Below are 18,178 nucleotides of genomic sequence, written 5' to 3'. Positions count from 1 at the left end.
CACAGGTCAAAGGTTACTTACACGGAGCCGGCCGTATCGTAGGTAATGAGTAGCGACGCCCAGAAGACGAGCGAGGACCGGCGGAAATACGAGTTCCGCAAGGTCATCGAGGAGCTCACGGAGTACGAGGGCTCCGGTACCCAGCTCGTCACCATCTACATCCCGGAAGACAAGCAGATCTCCGACGTGGTCGCCCACGTCACACAGGAGCACAGCGAGGCGGCCAACATCAAGTCCAAACAGACCCGGACGAACGTCCAGGACGCGCTAACGAGCATCAAGGACCGACTCCGCTACTACGATACGTTCCCGCCCGACAACGGGATGGTGATTTTCTCCGGCGCGATCGACGCCGGCGGTGGCCAGACCGACATGGTCACTCGGACCCTGGAGTCGCCACCCCAGCCCGTCGAGTCGTTCCGGTATCACTGTGACTCGGAGTTTCTCACCGAGCCGCTCGAACACATGCTGGAAGACTCGGGGCTGTTCGGACTCATCGTCCTTGACCGTCGCGAGGCCAACGTCGGGTGGTTGAAGGGTAAACGGATCGAGCCGGTCAAGTCCGCGTCGTCGCTCGTCCCCGGAAAGCAGCGGAAGGGTGGCCAGTCCGCACAGCGGTTCGCCCGACTCCGCCTGGAGGCCATCGACAACTTCTATCAGGAGGTCGCGGGGATGGCAGACGACCTGTTCGTCGACAAGCGTCACGAGCTCGACGGCATCCTCGTCGGTGGGCCGTCGCCGACGAAAGACGAGTTCCTCGACGGCGACTATCTTCACCACGAGCTTCGGGACAAGGTGCTCGGCAAGTTCGACGTCGCGTACACGGACGAGTCCGGGCTGAAGGACCTCGTCGACAACGCGAGCGAGGCGCTCGCCGACCAAGAGATCGTCGAGGACAAACGCCAGATGGAGGAGTTCTTCGAGAATCTAAACACCGGCGAGGAGGCCACCTACGGGTTCGAACAGACCCGCCGGAACTTGATCATGGGATCGGTCGACCGGCTGCTCATCTCCGAGGACCTCCGGTCGGACGTGATCGTCTACGAGTGTCCGAACGGCGACGAGGAGTACGAGGTGGTCGACGCCCGTCACTCGACGCCGACCCACGAGTGTGAAGAGTGTGGCGAGGAAGCCGAAGTAATGGAGCGCGAGGACGTCATCGAACACCTGATGGCGATCGCCGAACAGCGCGGGACGGAGACGAAGTTCATTTCCACCGACTTCGAGAAGGGGGAACAGCTGCTCGACGCCTTCGGCGGCGTCGCCGGAATTCTGCGGTACTCGACGGGCGTCTGACGCTTTCGCCGATCGTCACTCCGGTGGGTTCGAGACGAGTTCCAGACACGCGCAGGCGTCGGTCTCCGGGTCGAAACAGTCCGGACACTCCGGTTTCCTGTCGATGATCGTGTCGAGTCGGTCGGCGACCGTCCCGTCGATTACCGCCTCCAACTCGCGTGCCTCCGTTCTGAACTCCTCGACTGCGAGGACGTTCGCGAGGAAGCGCTCGATGATACAGTAGGTCTGTAGCGCCTCGCGAGCGCGAACGATGCCGTCGTCGGTGAGATGGACCCCCTTGTACTTCTCGTGTTCGGCGAGCCCGCGCGACTCCAGCTTTCCGATCATCTCGTTCGCGCTCGCCGGACTGACGTCGAGGGCGTCCGCGATGCCTCCGGTCGATGCCGGCCCGTCCGTCCCCTGTTGAATGACGTATATCGTCTTGAGATACTGGTCCGCGGTGTTCACGCTTTCCCTCCGTCGCTACCGCTCTCCGGCGGCGCTCTCGTGGCGTTCATCGTCGTTCCATGACCTCCGTGACCTCACGCACTCCCTCCGACTCCTCCTCACGGATCGTTTCTAACGTGTCCAGTAGCTCCTCGCGGTCGACCGAGAAGTCCGCGTCCGACTCGTGGATCGCCTCGATCAGGTCGTCGTAGAACTTGTAGGCGGTCTCCTCGTTACACAGCTGGTCGTACAACACGCCGTCGAAGTCCTCGGGTCTGGTCCGACCGTACCTGGCGTCCACGAGCGACTCTATCTCGTCGAACGGGACGCTGTCGACGCCGAGCCCGTCGATGAGCGTTTCCAGCCGTTCCCGGTGATCGGCCGACTCCTCGGCGGCGTCCTCCAGAAGCGTCTCGATCTCTTCGTCGAGCGCTTCGTCGAGGCTTTGGTAGTGATGGTACGCCCGTGCCTCGACCACCTCCTCCAGTACGATCCCGATCTGGAGCAGGCGCGCGAGCTGGTCGTCAGTCGTCACCCGCTGACCGACGCTCACGGCGACCACCCGACCGATACGTCCGTTCGCATACACCCTCCGCTCGGGTCTTCCGTGACTTAAGCCGTTCCCTCGCCGGATCGACGATACGCCGCGAAGTGGCTCAATCGGACCGATCTACATCGACGCCGAAAACGCGAACGGAAGGATCCGCTACTGTAGGCGCTCGAAGACGAGTTCCGTAACGTCCTCCCGGAACTCGTCGACCGCGATCTCTTCGAGAACGGGGACGAAGAAGCCCTCAACGAGCATGTTCCGTGCCGTCCGCGAGTCGATCGATCGGCTCTCCAGGTAGAACAGGTCCTCGGCGTCGACCTGTCCGACTGTCGCCGAGTGAGACGCTTCGGTGTCGTGATTGTGGATGATCAGCTTCGGCGACGCGTCCGCCTCGGCGTCATCCGATAACATTAGTGTGTTCTCGCGCTGGTAGCTGGACGTGTTCCACGCATCCTCGCCGACGTCCTGTACGCCCTCGTAGACGGAGCGAGCGACGTCGTCGAGCACGCCACGCGTGACGAGGTCGGCGGTCGTGTGCTCGGCCTCGTGCCACACTCGGGCGTTGATGTCGAAGTGCTGGTCGTCAGTCCCGAAGAACGTCCCGACGATCTGGCTCTCCGAGCCGTCGCCGGCCAGCTCCGTCTCCACGTCCGACCGGGTGAGCTTCGAGCCAAAGTTGCTCTCGATCCAGTCGATCGTCGCGTACGTGTCTGTCACGCCGCGCTTCAGCGCGTAGGTGTACGTCTCCTCGTCGAGGTTCTGGAGCGAGCCGAACTGGACGTTCGCGTTCTCGCCCGCGACGACCTCGACGAGGTTCGAGAAGTATCGATCCCCGTCGACATCGTCGTCCGCCGACGTGATCGATTCGAGGATCGTCACCGACGACGACTCCTCAGCGACCACGAGCGTCTGACTGAACAGCGACCGGGAGCTCATCTCCGCCCGTACTGTCACGTCCTCGACGTCGACGCCCTCGGGGACGTAGACGAACGTACCGGTCGTGAACAGCGCAACGGACAGCGCGGTGAGGTAGTTCTCGTCAGGTGCGAGAACGCTACCGAACTGCGCTTCGATCAGCTCGCCGTACTCGTCGAACGCCTCGGTGAACGGTAGGACGACGACGTCGTCATCGCCGCCAGCACGCTCGGTCGTGTCCGACTGGTTCAGCGGGTCGACTAACTGCTCGAAGTCGAGTGCCTCCAGATCGGTCCACCGACGGCCGGGCGTCTGGATCACGTCCGGTAGCTTCGCCGTCTCCAGCGCTTCGAGGGCGTCGAGACGAGTTTCGAGGAGCCACTCGGGCTCACCGCGTTCCTCCGCGATTCGTCGTACCGTGTCCTCCGAGAGGCTCTCTATTGCTTTCGTGCTCATGTTATCCGAGCGAGCCCTCCATCTCGAGCTCGACGAGCCGGTTGAGCTCGACGGCGTACTCGATGGGCAGCTCCTCCGTGATGGGCTCGATGAAGCCCGAAACGATCATCTGTTTCGCGTCGTCGTCGTCGAGACCGCGCGACTGGAGGTAGAAAATGTCCTCGTCGCCGATCTTGCCGACGGTCGCCTCGTGGGCAACGTCGACCTTCGACTCGTTGATCTCCATGTACGGCATCGTGTCCGACGTCGACTCGTTGTCGAACATCAGCGCGTCACACTCGACGGCGGTCGAGGAGTTCTCTGCGCCGTCAGCGATGTGGACGAGGCCGCGGTAGTTCGTGCGGCCCCCGTCCTTCGCGATCGACTTCGACTCGATCGTGGACTTCGTGTTCGGCGCGTTGTGGTACACCTTCGCGCCCGTGTCGATGTCCTGCCCCTCGCCGGCCATGGCGATGGTGATGTGGTTGTCCGACGCGCCGCGACCCTTCAGGATCGTCGAGGGGTATAGCATCGTCGCCTTCGACCCCATCGAGCCGGAGATCCACTCCATCCGGCCGCCCTTCTCTGCGATGGCGCGTTTGGTGTTCAGGTTGTACGTGTTCTTCGACCAGTTTTGAACGGTCGAGTACTGGACGTGCGCGTCCTCGCCGACGAACACTTCGACGCCGCCTGAGTGGAGGTTGAACGCCGAGTACTTGGGTGCCGAACAGCCCTCGATGTAGTGGACCTCGGAGCCCTCCTCGGCGATGATGAGCGTGTGCTCGAACTGGCCCATACCCTCCGAGTTCATCCGGAAGTACGCCTGTATCGGCATCTCGACCGTCGTGTCCTCGGGGACGTAGACGAACGAGCCGCCGGACCAGATCGCGCCGTGAAGCGCCGCGAACTTGTTGTCGCTCGGGGGGACCGCCTTGGTCATGAAGTACTCCTTGACGAGCTCCTCGTGTTCACGGACGGCCTTGTCCATGTCACAGAAGATCACGCCCTTCTCCTCCCACTGTTCTTGCATGTTCTGGTAGACGATCTCGGACTCGTACTGGGCGCCGACGCCGGAGAGCGCGTTCTTCTCGGCCTCGGGGATGCCCAGCTTGTCGAACGTGTCCTTGATGTCGTCGGGGAGGTCGGTCCAGTCGTCGACGCCCCCGCGGACGTCGATGTCGGGCCGGATGTACGGGACGATCTCGTCGATGTCGACCTCGCTGAGATCGGGTGCTTCGGGCCAGTCGGTGGGCATCGGCATCGCCTGGAACTGTTCGAGTGCGCGCAGGCGACGCTCAAGCATCCACTCCGGCTCGTCTTTGTCCTCCGAGATGACGCGAATCGTCTCCTCGGTGAGGCCTTTCTCGCTTTTGAATGCGGAGTTCTCCTCCTTCTTGAACTCGAAACGAGCCTCGGTGTCGGTCTCCTTCAGATGGTCTTGTGAACTCATGTCGTTAGGTTTCGTTTCCGGTCGTATATGGTTGTTGAGTAATCACGATCGATTACGCCGCCTCGAACGCGTCCTCGCGGACCCAGTCGTACCCCTTGTCCTCGAGCTTCTCGGCGAGCTCCGCGCCGCCGCTCTTGACGACCTGTCCGTCCAGCATTACGTGGACGTGGTCGGGCTCGACGTAGTCTAAGATTCGCTGGTAGTGGGTGATCTGGAGGACGCCCGTGCCCTGCTCGTCGCGGAGCGCATTGATCCCCTTCGAGACGTCCTGAAGCCGGTCGATGTCGAGCCCGGAGTCGATCTCGTCGAGCACGGCGACCGCGGGTTCGAGCATCGCGGCTTGGAGAACCTCGTTCTGCTTCTTCTCGCCGCCCGAGAAGCCGGCGTTGAGGTATCGCTGCATGAACTTCTCGTCCATGTCGAGCAGCTCCATCTTCTCCGAGAGGATCTCTTGGAACTCGGCGACGCCGATGTCGCCGTCGTCGGCAGGACCCTCCATCGGGGAGGTCTCGTAGCCGGCGTCGTCCTCGTCCGCGGCCTCTTCCTCCTCCTCGTCCTCGAACAGCTCCTCGCGCTCCTCGGCCTTAGCATTGAGCGCCTGACGGAGGAAGCTGGTCATCGTGACACCCTCGATCTCCGCGGGGTACTGGAAGCCGAGGAAGATACCGAGCGCGGCGCGCTCGTTCGGCTCTAGCTCCAGCAGCTCCCAGTGGTAGTCGTCGTCGTCAAGCTCCGCGTCGATATCGGCGACGTCCGCTTCGTCGAGGTGGAGCGTGACGTTCCCGCCGGTGACCTCGTAGGCCGGGTGGCCGGCTATCACTTTCGCCAGCGTCGACTTCCCGGAGCCGTTCGGACCCATCAGCGCGTGTATCTCGCCGGAATCGACTTCGAGGTCGACGCCTCGAAGGATCCGTTCTCCGTCCTCTTCCGCTACCCGTGCGCGTAGGTCGCTGATCTCGAGAGTTGCCATTTGTGTAGTTGAGCCTCGTACGAAGAACATGGGTGTTCCGGCGGTTAATGCTTTCGGATATACCCGCCGAAAACCACGGTTTTGAAAACAAATCTTTCTGAGTCAAAAACACGAGTTTCTGCTCTTTACATGAACGAGCCGAGTCCCGTCTGCTCCTGCCCGGTCTTGACCTCTTCCCATGAGGTTCCAAGTGCCTCTATTACCCGTTCGATGGGCCCTTTAAGCGTTTTATTAAGCATCTTCTCCCAATCGATCTCGAACTCTTCCGGTATCTGATCTGCGTACTCGAAACAGATCACGTCCGGATCGCGTTTGAACTCCCCGTATAGTCCACCACGCTGCGGGTCGAGACCCCGTTCCTCCTCCATCCGATCCCAGAAATCCGGATGGACCTTTTTTAAATAGAGTCGCTTCGGCTTCGACCCGCTTCCAAAGTTCGTGCCCAACATCTCGTTGGCGTACTGTGCGCCCCGAACCTGTGCGGTCGGCGTCTCGTACGCGTCGAGTCGCTTGCCGATTCCGCCGGGGATCCCGACCTCTTCGACGTCGAGGTTTCCCGCGAGGAAGTCGTCGATCACGTTCGAGAGGTATGTCGTGATCTCGGCCATGTCCTCGTCGATGTTGTCGCCGGTGACGATCGTCTCGATGACGTGTTGTTGGACCTCCTTGGTGATCCCCGCGATGTCAGAGCGCTTGTACTCGAAGCCGGTGATGTCGATGTCGTCGACGTCCGTCCCCTCCTTCCAGATGATGTGGCCCGCGTACCGTTTCTTCTTACCCGCTTGGAAGAACCGGCGGTAGAGCTTCTCGAACTCGATCTGGAACCGATGGTCCTCAGCGTTCAACTCCTCGCGTGCGAAGTCGTCGTAGCGCTCGTTGATGTGGTTCTCGATCTCGAATGAGCTCTCGATGGCCTCCTCTTTCGAGAGATCACCGAGTGATAACATAACACTGTCAGTATCTCCATATGTCACTTCTCTGTTGAGTTCGCTCGTTACGTCGGCGGTGAAGTCGATCACCTCACGGTTCGTCGAAGTGACGCCCGCGCTCATCTCGCGGTCGTACAGCCGAAACCGGTCCCAACCGAACACGCCGTACAGACTGTTCATGAGAACCTTCACCGCTCCCTGCTGGCGGTCGTACTGCTCGTACGCCTCGGTTCCGGGGTCGTGCTCGTTTCGGAGCGCCTTCTTTTCTTCACGCTCGTCGAGCAGTTCGTTGACCATCTCCCGAATGATACCGTCGGGCTCCTTCCGGAAGTGGACACCCGTGGGCGTCTTGTACGTCTCTCCGTCGTACGTTTCGGGATCGACCTTCGTCTCCGGTGACGCGTTGATCGTCACCATCGACATGGGGTATAGCGACTTCAAGTCCAGCACGCTCACCATCTCACGAACCCCGGAGATCGGGTCGAACACCGCACCACCCTCGAACTCCTCGGCTTCCTGCTGGCCCTTCGAGGGGAGCGCGAAGTTCCCGTACGCCATGTGGAGCACGTACATGTCGACCGCGTCGCCCGGCGTCGTTGCGTCCTCGATCTTACACCCGACGATCTTCCGAGCGTCGTCCCAGAAGGCGATCACGTCCTGCGCCCGATCGATCTCGACGCAGAGTTCCACGTCCCGGATGCTGTACTCCAACAGTCGCTCCGGATCCTGCTCCCAGAGGTCCCCGATGTCACCGGCGTACCGCTCCTTGCCGACTCCCAACTCGCGCTCTCCGACCGCGTCGAGTCGATAGGACTCCAACTCCGTGAACATCGTCCGCTTGTAGGCGTACAGCAGATCGAAGACGACCCGCCCTTTAACATCGGGACCGCCCCAGCCGGAGCGCCACACCTCGCCGATCCGGGAGAACCGATCCACCGAGAGATTATACTCGCTTCCCGGATCAAGCTCTTCCATCCGGTCGAAGAAGTACGGGACGTCGAAGTCCTCGCAGTTGTGGACGAGACAATCATCTGCGAAGAAGTTGTGCGTGGTCGTCTCGATGTCGTAGGTCGTCTCCGTACCGACACGCTCCACGTCCTCAACCTCCACAAACACGTACTCCGGCCACTTGTCGAGAGTCGTTTCGTGCCGTTTGAGATTAATTCTTCGGCGGTGTTTGTCCCGGCCGATCCGCTTCTCGTCAGTGCCGGTATCAGCCTCGAAGAGCGCGTACGGGATGTTCTCGCTCCGTCCACTCTTTCCACCGTCCAGCGCTTTTATCGCCTCTCGCCTTTTCGAGTGAGAGAGATGCGGGAGAACCCGATCCCTGAGCCGCTGGATCTCACGCTCTGCGTCCGGAACCCGAACCACGTTCTCACGCTGTTCTGCGTAGATTCCAAGCCGGCGGAATAACTTCACGTACCACTCTCCGATGGACCGATTTTCGGCCGCAACGGTCACCGAAGACGAAACGTTCCCGTCCCCGTCGATGACTCCTGCCAAGAACCGTTCTATATGCGATTCTGGAAGTTCGAAAACCGTCGAGAGATCGACTTCTCCTTCGTTTTTGTCACCGAACGGAATTCCGAGTCCGTTGAACGCGTACATCCGGGCGTAGTCCAGCACGTTCTGCTTGTAGCATCCTTTTCCATCGGGTTCGAGATGCGTCTCACCGGGGAACTGTTCGTGTAACTCCTCGCGCGTGTTGTAAAAACGGACTCCGTCCTCGGGCGACATCGTCCCGTCCGTGAGAACGAGCCCTGCGAGATACATTTTGTGGCCGGTAAGTTCTCTGTCGAGGTCGTTCCGCGTGCGGCGGTACTCCCGTCCGCCGTCAGGGAGGGCAACGTCGTACCGGTCGGACGCAAGCTGACAGCGCTCCGGAGTCCAGACGTCTGTCTTCGGGTGATGTAGGGTCCCCGTGGCGAGATCAAACTCCTCCGCAAGTTCGGAAACGGCACCGTAAGGGAGTTCAGATTTAAACGATTTGATCGCTTCTTTACTTCCGAACCGCTGGCATTCGATTGGAACGAGGTCACTGAGGGTCGGAACACGCTCCGAGTCGACGTTCAATTTTCGCGGCTTGAGGAGATAGTCCCCGACGTCGATCTCGCTTCCCTCCTTCCAGTCGACTTGATCATCGTCACCGACCATCACCCGATGATCCTCCGAACTGCGGAGATCAGTTCCGTCCGCGAGCCTGTACCGAAGAATATCCTTTTCGCTCTCCCACTTGTTCGTGACCTCCGCGGTCGTCGTCCGCTGCTCGTCGCTCCCTATCACTTCGTCTCCGACACACACGTCCTCGATCCGTTGCACGGTCCCGTCCGCTTTGAGAATTTGACTATCCGCCGGTAGACAGTTCCACCCCGTAAAGAGATCCGGGTCCGTCTCGGAGATGTACTCGACGAACGCGTCGAGCATCGCGGCCTCTTCCTCGAAGGTGCGGACCTCGAAGTCGAGCTCGTCGCCGTCGCCGACGATCCCCTCGTAGTCGGGGAGTTCCTCTGGCGGTGGTACCTCCGCGTCGGGCGCGTCGTACAGCCAGATCACGTACTCGTCGTCGTAGGAGTCGTGACTGGTGAGACAGATGATCGGCTCCTCGCCGTCCTCCGGAAAGCCGCGGCGGTCGTCGACCTCGATGTCGAACGTGTTCACGCGCATCTCGGCGTCGACGTCCGCGGGTTCGAGGTGCCTCTCGTGGACTTGGATTGTCCCGTCCTCGTCATCGAGTCGGCGCTCCTCGACGCGGATCCCGCCGTTGAGCCCGTTGTCGATCAGAAACCGGTTCGGGAAGAGGATGTCCGCCTCGAACGTCGTCGTGAAGTCGTCGCGGATGCTCCCGACATCGCGCGGTGTTCGGGTGACGATTCGAGTGAGCGGCTCGCCACGGATGCTCTCGTAGGGGTCGCCGTTAGGGTCCGTCTCGCGCGTCCCGATGACGACGTCGTACTCCTCGACGGGGTCGATATCCAGATCCGTGGTCGGCACATAAAAGTAGGGCTCGACGCCGAGTACGCGGAGGTGTTCGACGGTGTCGCGGTCGCTGTCGCCGGTGTCATCGCGATTGCCGCCGTTCGGACGACGCCCGAACACGTGGACGACCGGGTACTCGTCACTCCCGTACCCCTCGATGGCGTAGTCGATCTGGGTGATCATCAACTCGACGGTGCCCGTCGAGTTCGGGAACTTCGCTTCGTCGACATCGATCACGTTGCTGACGCGTCCCCCGCCCGCACCGGTGACGACCTCCGCTTCCGCGGCGGCGAGGTCGTCTCGGCCGGTGCCGCCGCCGTCGTCCGCGTTCTCGGACGACGAGAAATCCGTAAGCCCCGACTGAGTCATACAAACGCTTCGGCGTACCCGGCTAAAAAACTCGGCATTCGGTCGTGTTCCGTTCCCCTCAAAGGAGTGACGGGACAGCGACTCGGACGTGTCGAATCGGCCTCCGGAACCCGCATCAGCGGGACGCCCGTCCACGGAAAGGCATATATTATGCCATGACCTACCACGGTCCATGCCCTCGAACCCTCACCGGGAGAACGGGACGCACCGCTCGGGAGACCGTGATGCGGTCGATGCCGAGGTGGAGGCGTATGAAGACGACGGAAACGTGGTTCTCTTCGACGCGACGAACCCCCTTGCGTGGGTCGAGGCGAGCCGAACGGTCCGACTCGTCGACGCGGCCTGAGGGAACGTTTCACACCGCTCCGTGATCGACGTTGATGCCGGGCGCAACCCCTTTGACTCGCCATGCCGTAGTTCAGCCGTGTTCCCATTCGACGAGGAAAACGAGGGCGAGGTGTCCTTCGGCGAGAGTTCCGACGCCGAGCGGGAGATGACGCCGGACATCCCCGAAGCGCCCTCGGTCAAGACGTTCGACGAGAGCGGTGACTTCGAGTCCGCGGGCGACGTCGACAAGGACACGCTTCGCGCGTTCGTCGTCGCCGTGATCTACGCGAACATCGCCGTTCTCCTCGTATTCCTAGGTCCGATGGTCTGGTACTTCGAGGGGTGGAGCCGAGCCGGACCCGCCCTCCTCGGCGTCGGGCTGCTTGCCGGCATCCGAACGTACCAGACGTATCGTGCGTGGGATCGGTCGCGATCGGACGACCCGGACGAGACGATGGATGCTGATCCGAACGAAACGGTGGGTTCCGATCCTGATCTCGACGCCGACGTTGACGACGACGCCCCGGAACGGTAATGACCTCGGAGGGCCTCCGATCGCCCATGCAGACGGTCCGCGACGGCGACGGCAACACGTACCTCCTCGTGAAACGCTCCGACGAGTCGAGTCTGGTACGAGACCCGATCTCGGGCGAGGAGCGCTACGTCGAGAACGCGGAGTTAACGGTCGTCGACGGCGAACCGCCGCTCGAAACGGCGTCGCTCGCTGTTCCAGGTGTCGTCCGCCGGGTGATCCGCGCGGTCCACGACGACCGGTCGCTCGGTCTGCTCGTGGAACTCGTCGATGCCGGGCCGGTGTCGGTTACCGAACTCATGGACGCTTCCGGGGCATGTGAATCGGAACTTCACGGCCGACTCACGGAGTTCCGTGCCACCGGGTTGGTCGAGGAGGTCGATGTCGTCGGGCAGCGGGGCTACGAGGCGACCGAAGACGCCCAGAAGGCGGTCCGACTGTTACGTGAGACGGAACCCGCGGACGGTGTACTCGGTGGTGCGGACGCCGAGTACAGCAGTTCTGATACATGAGGGGTAGTGTTATCGGCGGCCGTTCACGACGCTCGCTCCGGTCCGGTCGGCGCGGCCCCGACCGTCGCTTAGTCGTCCGCGAGCGACGCGACGTCGAGCCCGGCGACATCCTCGCGCGTGACCGTGGAGCGGTTCGTCCGGGGGTTCTTCTCGACGGTTAGGAGCTCGTCGGCCGCCCCGACCAGCTCGTCGTCGTGGCTGACGATGAGTATCTGTCGCACGCCGAACCCACGCATCTCCTCGACGAGGTCGACGAGCCGGGAGACGTGCCCGGAGTCGAGGAAGACGGTCGGTTCGTCGAGGATGAGTGGCGGCGTCGGCGCGGCTCCCTCGATCCCCTCGGCGAGCAAGCGATAGATCGCACATCGCAACGAGAGATTGAACAGCGCCCGCTCGCCCCCGGAGAGCTGTTCGGGATCGAGCGGTTCTCCGTCCTTTTGATACACGGTAAGCGCGTACTGGCCGTCTAACTCGATGTGTGAGTAGGCGTCGTTGCCGTACACCAGCTCGAACGTCTCGTTGAGCGTCCGTTCCAGCTCCCGGACGTTTCGCTGCCGCAGCTCCGCACGGAGGTCCCCGTACGTCGCCTCCAGCTCGGCGGTCTCGTCGTGGAGCGACTCCAGCGACTCGACGGTCCGGGCCAGCGACTCACGTTCCTCGCGGAACTCCTCAAGCGCCGCTATTTCACCTCTCACGCCGCCGATCGCGTTCTGGAGCTCGGTCCGGCGCTCGTCGAGCCGGTCCAACTCCTCGGTGACTTGTTCGATGTAGTCCTCGGCGTCCTCCCTGCGCTCCTTTGCCGTCTCGATCGCCTCCTCATCGACGTCCTCTCGGAGGTCGTCGCGTCGATCTCGTTTGTCCGCAAGCCGGTCGCGCCGCTCGTCGTTCACCTCCTCGAGGTTCGCCCGCTTCTCGCGACGACGCTCGATCCGCTCGTTGAGATCGGATATCGTGTTCAAGCGTTCCTCGACCGTGCTCACGGACATCCGAGCGTCCTCGATCGCGTCGATCTCGGCTTCCAGCTCCCGTACCCGCTTCTCGCTTGCCTCGGCCTCCTCACGTTTCTCTACGGCCACCTCGCGCGTCTCCTCGGATTGCTCCCGGAGCTTCCCGGCCTCGTCGCGCTTCTCGCTCGCCGCCTCCCGCTTCTCGCTTGCCTCCGTACGCTTCTCCTCGACTCGCTCCGCTACGGTTCCGATGGTGTCGTCGATCTCGTCGAGCCGGTCGGCCGCCTCGACGAGCCCGTCGAGCGTCTCGATCCGGTCATCGAGGCGTTCGGCCCGATCGCGGGCGGCGGAGAGCTCCGTCTCCAGCGTCGCGACGCGCTCACGATCCTCGTCGATCCCGGTCGCGTGCGGGGAGTCCTCGACTGGCTGTCCGCACTCCGGGCACTTCCCGGCTTCCAGTAGTGCTTCCGCGTCCACGACCCGTTCACGGGCGTTCTTCAACTCCGCGGAGAGTTCGGCGATCCGCTCGCGAGCCTCGCCGCGTCGCTCACGGAGGGTCTCCCGTCGTCCGGCCGCCTCGTCGGGCCCCACGTTAACGGTCTCCTCGACGGTTTCGTCGTCGTCCACTCCGTCCGTCTCGGCGTCCCCCTTACCGTTCTCGAACCGGGAGCGGAGCCCGGCCGCCTCCTCGCGGAGCTCCTCGATCGAGGACTCGTGTTCCTCGACTTCCGCCGCTGCGGCCTCGGCCTCCTCTTCGCGACGTTCGGCCTCGCGTTCGGCGTCCGCGGCTCGCTCGGCCAGGTCATCCGCCTTCTCCGAGAGCGTTTCCGACTGGTTCCGGAACGCCTCGGCGTTCACCCGCACGTCGTCGAGCTCCGCACGGATCTCGGCCTCCCGGTCGTCGAGCTCCGCGCGGCGGTCGGTGATGGCCGCCGCGGTCGCCGTTTCGACCCCCGCGGCGTCCAACTGCTCGTCGATCCCGGACTCGATCTCGTCGATGCGTTCGCGCGCCTCGCCGATCGCCGTCCGGTGTGTCTCGCGCTCCTGCTCCGTCTCGCGGATCGACGTCTCGATCCCCTCGATCTCCGACTCGACCGCTTCCAGTTCGTCCCGTTTCTCCTCGTACGTCGAGAGCGTCTCGACCGCCTCCGACCGGGTCTTGCGCGCGCTGTCCCGCTGGTCCTCGTAGTGGTCGACTTGCTCGTCGAGCTCCGCGAGGTCGCTTTCGAGTCCGTTGAGCCGGTCGTGGAGGTCCCGCTCCTCCTTCTCCTCGATCCGTCTCTCCTTCTCTCTAAGGACGGCCCGCTTCGCGTTCAACACGTCCTCGACGCCGAGGCGCGCGTCGCCGGCGCGCTCGCGGTACTCCTCGAGGGTCCCCAGCTGGAGGAGGTCGTCGATGACGTCCTGTCGCTGGCTCGGACTGGCGTTGATGAGGGCGTTGACCTCGCCCTGACGGACGTACGCGCAGTTGACGAACGCGTCGGCGTCCATCCGGAGCAGATCGGTGACGAACCGCCGAACCGCGGTCGCGCCGTCGCGCGTCAGGTCGCCTCCCGCGGTCGCTTCGAGCGTACAGTCGTGATCGACGCGGTCGTCGTACTCGCGAAGCCGACGCGAGACGTGATACGAGACTCCGTCATGCGTGAACCAGAGGTCGACCTCGGTCTCGTCTTCTCCGTTCGTGATCACGTCGTCGAGGGTCCCGTCGAGCGCCTTCGAGCCGTACAGCGCGAAGAAGCATGCCTCCAACAGCGAGGACTTCCCGCTGCCGTTGAGGCCGTGGATGACTGTCACCCCCTCGGACAATCGGACGTCGGCATCGCCGTAGGGTTTGAAATTGGTGAGCCGGACCCTGTCGAATCTCATAGGTAGTCCTCCATGGAGACCTGTCCGTCTGTGGTCGGCTCCGAGTCGGCGTCCGTCTCACCCTCGTCGCCGTCGTCTGGCCCGCCCTCGTTCGACTCGCCGTCGTCCGCGGCCACGAACGCGTCGAGGTCGTCGAGCCGGTCCTCGACCGCGGATTTCACCGTCTCCCGGACGTTCGTGTCGGCGACGCTCTCCGACCGGACCGTCTCGTCGATGTCGAGCGCGGCCGCCGAGAGCCCCATCCCCTCGATCCGCTCGCGGACCGCGTCCTCCGGGTCGGCGAAGCTCACGTCGACCTCGTCGTCGGTCTCGACCGTCCGACGGTCGGTGACACGCGCGATCAACGCCCCCTCGTCGGTGGCGAACTCCTCGATCGCGGCCGGCGTGACCGGGTCGCCCTCGCCGGTCACCTCGACGAGGACGACGGCGTCCCCGAGGTCGTGCTGGCGGACCTGCTCGCGCACGCGGGACTCGCCTTCCCCCTCCCCGAGTTCGACGCTCACGAAAACGAACTCGCGGGTGTCGATCGCGCGCCTCCGGATCTCGACGCGATCGTCGCCCCCGCCGGCGTCCTCGTCGAACCGCACGAGGTTGTAACCGCGTCCCTCGCGTTCGCTCGCGCTCGCGCGCTCCGTCGATCCCGAGTAGGTGACCGGCGTGTCGGTGACCGTTGCGCGATCCGGCTTGTGGTTGTCGCCGAGCAGCATCGCGTCGAACGCCACGTCGCTCTCCTCGAGAACCGTCTCCGTGTCCCAGTCCGCGTGTGCGAACGGCTCGAAGAGGCCGTGTGCGACCAGCGTCGCGTAGTCCGCGTCGTGCGGCTCGAACGCGTACTCGAGTTCGTCACGGCGGGAGACGGGGACGTGGTCGAGCCCGTAGAAGGCGGTGTCGCCCACGACGACCGGCTCCCGACCGAGTCTGGTCGCGAGCCCGAGCCGTTCGAACAGATCGAGCCACTGCCCGCCGCGGGTCGACTCGTGGTTCCCCACCACCGCAAGAAACGGGATCCCGGCGTCGTCGAGCCGCCGAAGGACGGAGATAGTGCCCATCAGGTCGGGAAGCTCCGGTCGTCGGTCGTGAAAGAGGTCACCCGCGTGGACGACGGCGTCGACGTCGTCGTCGACCGCGTCGTCGACGACCGCGTCGAACGCGTCGAGGAAGTCTTGGCGTCTGTCCGGCGAGTGGTACTGCTGGTACCCGATGTGGGTGTCGCCGGTATGGATCACCCGTGTCATTGCCCGACGGTTGGCCGGTGTCGGATTTAGGGGTTCCGGGCCGACCCACGATCCGCCGCCGGTTCTCTCCCCTCAGCGACCGCTCGGAACCGTCGGTACGAGTCGAGCGCAGCGCGTCCCCGATCGGCGAGCTCGGCGTCTCCATCGCGTTCGGCGTCCCTGATCGCCTCCTCGAGTCGGTCGAGCCCGACGGCCTCGACGAAGCCGGCGGCCCGGTGGAGGTCCTCGCGGGCGGCGTCGGCCTCGTCGATCACCGCGGTGTACGGTCTCGTCGCGGTGTCGGTTCGCGTCGCTAGCGCGGACAGCGCCCGTTTGACGTCGTCGGTCGAGACCACACGGTGGCTGGTTCGCTATCGGGTTTATACTCTCGCGTGACCCTTGAACGGATGACCGGATCGCCCGTGTGCGGACGTTCAGACCGACAACGAGTAGAGTCGTTTCCGAGCATCGGTAAAGGAGAACCGGGAGTCGACCGCGTCCTCCTCCTCCAGCCGCGAGAGCGCGTACCGGACGGTTCGTGGAGGGAGAAGCGTCTCCTCGGCGAGTTCGCTCTGTGTCAACGTGTCGTTGTAATCGAGAACCTTTGCGACGAGCTTCGCGCTCGGCGGCAGGTCACGGACCCCTTCCCAGCGGTCCGAGACGTCGTCGGTGGCGACGGCTTCCGTGGTGCTCATGCGTGTTCGGACATACTTCATGCCAACAAATAATATTTACTATCCGTTTTCATTACCACTAGGCATTATATTACACGTCGATGCCGTCGGAGTGTCCCCACCCGAAGCCTCTTATCCGCGAGACGCCTTATACCACACAATGAGTGATACCGTCGACGACGTCGATATGCCCTACGAGGGGTCGGCGTCGAGACAGGAGAAGATCGAGACTCTCCAGGACCGCCTCGAGGATCTCGAGTCCCAGAACGAGGAGATGCGCGACAAACTCCTCGACGCGAACGCCGAGAACAACAAGTACCAGCAGAAGCTCGAACGGCTCACCCACGAAAACAAGAAGCTCAAGCAGTCGCCGCTGTTCGTGGCCACGGTACAGGAGATCACGGAGGACGGTGCCGTGATCAAACAGCACGGCAACAACCAAGAGGCGCTGACCGAGATCACCGACGAGATGCGGGGAAAACTCGACCCCGACGACCGCGTCGCAGTCAACAACTCGCTATCGGTCGTCAAGAAGCTAGAGAAGGAGACCGACGTTCGCGCTCGCGTCATGCAGGTCGAACACTCTCCGGACGTCACCTACGCCGACATCGGCGGCCTCGAAGAGCAGATGCAGGAGGTCCGCGAGACCGTCGAGATGCCCCTCGAACATCCCGATATGTTCACCGACGTGGGGATCACGCCCCCGAGCGGCGTCCTCCTGTACGGGCCGCCGGGGACGGGAAAGACGATGCTGGCGAAGGCGGTCGCCAACGAAACCGACGCGACGTTCATCAAGATGGCCGGCTCCGAGCTCGTCCACAAGTTCATCGGCGAGGGCGCGAAGCTCGTCCGTGACCTCTTCGAGGTCGCCCGCGAGAACCAGCCCGCAGTGCTCTTCATCGACGAGATCGACGCGATCGCCTCGAAGCGGACGGACTCGAAGACCTCGGGCGACGCCGAGGTCCAGCGGACGATGATGCAGCTGCTCTCGGAGATGGACGGCTTTGACGAGCGCGGCGAGGTCCGGATCATCGCCGCCACCAACCGCTTCGACATGCTCGACCCTGCCATCCTCCGCCCCGGCCGCTTCGACCGCCTCATCGAGGTGCCGAAACCGGACACTGCGGGCCGGGAGATCATCTTCCGGATCCACACCCGGAACATGAACCTCGCCGACGGGATCGACTTCGCCCGGCTGGCCGACATGATAGAGGACGCCTCCGGCGCGGACATCAAGGCGATCTGTACCGAGGCCGGGATGTTCGCCATCCGCGACGACCGGACGCAGGTCACCCTCGACGACTTCCTCGAAGCTCACGAGAAGCTCCAGCAGGACGATTCCGGCGACGCCGACGACTCGCTGGCGTTCGCCTAAGCGGTTTCCTCGCTGTTTCTCCGGGTTCCCCACAGCCCGCTCACAGCGCACTCACGACGAGATACGGCACCAGAAAGAACGCGACGAAGATCAGTCCCGTCGCGAGCGCGTATCCGATCCCGACTCCCGCGAGCGCCCGCCACTCGCCGCCGAGGTCGACGTTCATACGTGCCGATCGCCCGGTTTCATCTTAACCGTTGGGTCGTGACCCACGACGGTCTGATCGCCCTCTCAGTGGACGGGTTTCGATACGACGGCCTCGCTGAGATGCCATCGATCGGGTAGTCTCGGCCCGACACGGCCACTAGAAACTGCTTTTTGAGCGATGTCGGGAGTGAGTATTTCAATACGATGTGGGAGTCGTTTATGAGTGATCGAGCGGTGTTGCTGGCGGTGGTTTATAAATGGATGACGT

General features: G+C 63.2%; 16 protein-coding genes. 5 read left to right on the top strand and 11 right to left on the bottom strand.

Translation table 11 applies throughout. The features are described from left to right. Positions 1 to 45: 45 nt before the first annotated feature. Positions 46 to 1,296, top strand: coding sequence for a peptide chain release factor aRF-1 (gene prf1 / locus J2751_RS10710; protein WP_209485919.1), 1,251 nt, complete (start codon positions 46 to 48; stop codon positions 1,294 to 1,296). Positions 1,297 to 1,311: 15 nt separating this feature from the next. Here the strand turns inward: prf1 and J2751_RS10705 are convergent, their stop codons facing one another. From J2751_RS10705 to J2751_RS10680, 6 genes are all read right to left on the bottom strand, one after another. Continuing rightward, a complete protein-coding gene (locus tag J2751_RS10705) occupies positions 1,312 to 1,743 on the bottom strand; it encodes a metal-dependent transcriptional regulator (RefSeq protein ID WP_209485918.1) in 432 nt (143 codons plus the stop codon). 46 nt (positions 1,744 to 1,789) lie between these two features. Next, positions 1,790 to 2,275 (bottom strand): ferritin family protein, encoded by a 486-nt coding sequence (locus tag J2751_RS10700; RefSeq protein ID WP_209485916.1) that lies wholly within the window; start codon positions 2,273 to 2,275, stop codon positions 1,790 to 1,792. Positions 2,276 to 2,428: 153 nt separating this feature from the next. Further along, the gene (gene sufD / locus J2751_RS10695; protein WP_209485915.1) at positions 2,429 to 3,643 is read right to left on the bottom strand and encodes a Fe-S cluster assembly protein SufD; all 1,215 of its coding nucleotides are present in this window, start codon (positions 3,641 to 3,643) and stop codon (positions 2,429 to 2,431) included. Between the two features lies 1 nt (position 3,644). After that, entirely contained in the window at positions 3,645 to 5,072 is a 1,428-nt protein-coding gene (gene sufB / locus J2751_RS10690) for a Fe-S cluster assembly protein SufB (RefSeq protein ID WP_209485914.1), read from the bottom strand. 52 nt (positions 5,073 to 5,124) lie between these two features. Next, on the bottom strand, positions 5,125 to 6,042 hold the full coding sequence (locus tag J2751_RS10685) for an ABC transporter ATP-binding protein (protein ID WP_209485913.1): 918 nt from the start codon (positions 6,040 to 6,042) through the stop codon (positions 5,125 to 5,127). Positions 6,043 to 6,167: 125 nt separating this feature from the next. Beyond that, a complete protein-coding gene (locus tag J2751_RS10680; RefSeq protein ID WP_209485912.1) occupies positions 6,168 to 10,316 on the bottom strand; it encodes a DNA polymerase domain-containing protein in 4,149 nt (1,382 codons plus the stop codon). Between the two features lie 172 nt (positions 10,317 to 10,488). Between J2751_RS10680 and J2751_RS10675 the strand changes: the two genes are divergently transcribed. The 3 genes from J2751_RS10675 (at position 10,489) to J2751_RS10665 (ending at position 11,687) form a co-directional block, all read left to right on the top strand. After that, entirely contained in the window at positions 10,489 to 10,662 is a 174-nt protein-coding gene (locus J2751_RS10675) for a DUF7331 family protein (protein ID WP_209485911.1), read from the top strand. Positions 10,663 to 10,740: 78 nt separating this feature from the next. Next, positions 10,741 to 11,178, top strand: a complete 438-nt coding sequence (locus J2751_RS10670; RefSeq protein ID WP_209485910.1) for a DUF7322 domain-containing protein — start codon at positions 10,741 to 10,743, stop codon at positions 11,176 to 11,178. 26 nt (positions 11,179 to 11,204) lie between these two features. Continuing rightward, positions 11,205 to 11,687 carry a DUF7346 family protein gene (locus J2751_RS10665; RefSeq protein WP_209485909.1) on the top strand — a complete coding sequence of 161 codons (483 nt, stop codon included), beginning with the start codon at positions 11,205 to 11,207 and terminating at the stop codon, positions 11,685 to 11,687. A 68-nt stretch (positions 11,688 to 11,755) separates the two neighbouring features. Here the strand turns inward: J2751_RS10665 and rad50 are convergent, their stop codons facing one another. The 4 genes from rad50 to J2751_RS10645 form a co-directional block, all read right to left on the bottom strand. Then, the gene (gene rad50, locus J2751_RS10660; protein ID WP_209485907.1) at positions 11,756 to 14,500 is read right to left on the bottom strand and encodes a DNA double-strand break repair ATPase Rad50; all 2,745 of its coding nucleotides are present in this window, start codon (positions 14,498 to 14,500) and stop codon (positions 11,756 to 11,758) included. Continuing rightward, positions 14,497 to 15,735 carry a DNA double-strand break repair protein Mre11 gene (gene mre11, locus J2751_RS10655; protein WP_209485905.1) on the bottom strand — a complete coding sequence of 413 codons (1,239 nt, stop codon included), beginning with the start codon at positions 15,733 to 15,735 and terminating at the stop codon, positions 14,497 to 14,499. The genes rad50 and mre11 overlap by 4 nt, the downstream gene beginning before the upstream one ends. 26 nt (positions 15,736 to 15,761) lie before the next feature. Beyond that, the gene (locus J2751_RS10650) at positions 15,762 to 16,070 is read right to left on the bottom strand and encodes a hypothetical protein (RefSeq protein WP_209485903.1); all 309 of its coding nucleotides are present in this window, start codon (positions 16,068 to 16,070) and stop codon (positions 15,762 to 15,764) included. Between the two features lie 78 nt (positions 16,071 to 16,148). Then, positions 16,149 to 16,409, bottom strand: a complete 261-nt coding sequence (locus J2751_RS10645; protein ID WP_209485901.1) for a MarR family transcriptional regulator — start codon at positions 16,407 to 16,409, stop codon at positions 16,149 to 16,151. Between the two features lie 139 nt (positions 16,410 to 16,548). Between J2751_RS10645 and pan1 the strand changes: the two genes are divergently transcribed. Further along, complete coding sequence (pan1, locus tag J2751_RS10640; protein WP_209485899.1) at positions 16,549 to 17,763, top strand: proteasome-activating nucleotidase Pan1; 1,215 nt, start codon at positions 16,549 to 16,551, stop codon at positions 17,761 to 17,763. A 40-nt stretch (positions 17,764 to 17,803) separates the two neighbouring features. Here the strand turns inward: pan1 and J2751_RS15720 are convergent, their stop codons facing one another. Continuing rightward, positions 17,804 to 17,929: a hypothetical protein gene (locus J2751_RS15720; protein ID WP_280901095.1), complete on the bottom strand. Its 126-nt coding sequence runs from the start codon at positions 17,927 to 17,929 to the stop codon at positions 17,804 to 17,806. Between the last annotated feature and the right edge of the window lie 249 nt (positions 17,930 to 18,178).

Source organism: Halorubrum alkaliphilum, assembly GCF_017873815.1.
Taxonomy (GTDB): domain Archaea; phylum Halobacteriota; class Halobacteria; order Halobacteriales; family Haloferacaceae; genus Halorubrum; species Halorubrum alkaliphilum.
The sequence above is the reverse complement of the archived record's forward strand: the minus strand, read 5'-3'. Positions and strand labels throughout refer to the sequence as shown.

Excerpts from the sequence above, each read along its gene's own strand:
- prf1 (WP_209485919.1), top strand. The coding sequence starts at position 46 with ATGAGTAGCGACGCCCAGAAGACGAGCGAGGACCGGCGGAAATACGAG.
- sufD (WP_209485915.1), bottom strand. The coding sequence starts at position 3,643 with ATGAGCACGAAAGCAATAGAGAGCCTCTCGGAGGACACGGTACGACGA.
- sufB (WP_209485914.1), bottom strand. The coding sequence starts at position 5,072 with ATGAGTTCACAAGACCATCTGAAGGAGACCGACACCGAGGCTCGTTTC.
- J2751_RS10685 (WP_209485913.1), bottom strand. The coding sequence starts at position 6,042 with ATGGCAACTCTCGAGATCAGCGACCTACGCGCACGGGTAGCGGAAGAG.
- J2751_RS10680 (WP_209485912.1), bottom strand. The coding sequence starts at position 10,316 with ATGACTCAGTCGGGGCTTACGGATTTCTCGTCGTCCGAGAACGCGGAC.
- J2751_RS10675 (WP_209485911.1), top strand. The coding sequence starts at position 10,489 with ATGCCCTCGAACCCTCACCGGGAGAACGGGACGCACCGCTCGGGAGAC.
- J2751_RS10665 (WP_209485909.1), top strand. The coding sequence starts at position 11,205 with ATGCAGACGGTCCGCGACGGCGACGGCAACACGTACCTCCTCGTGAAA.
- rad50 (WP_209485907.1), bottom strand. The coding sequence starts at position 14,500 with ATGAGATTCGACAGGGTCCGGCTCACCAATTTCAAACCCTACGGCGAT.
- mre11 (WP_209485905.1), bottom strand. The coding sequence starts at position 15,735 with ATGACACGGGTGATCCATACCGGCGACACCCACATCGGGTACCAGCAG.
- J2751_RS10645 (WP_209485901.1), bottom strand. The coding sequence starts at position 16,409 with ATGAGCACCACGGAAGCCGTCGCCACCGACGACGTCTCGGACCGCTGG.
- pan1 (WP_209485899.1), top strand. The coding sequence starts at position 16,549 with ATGAGTGATACCGTCGACGACGTCGATATGCCCTACGAGGGGTCGGCG.
- J2751_RS15720 (WP_280901095.1), bottom strand. The coding sequence starts at position 17,929 with ATGAACGTCGACCTCGGCGGCGAGTGGCGGGCGCTCGCGGGAGTCGGG.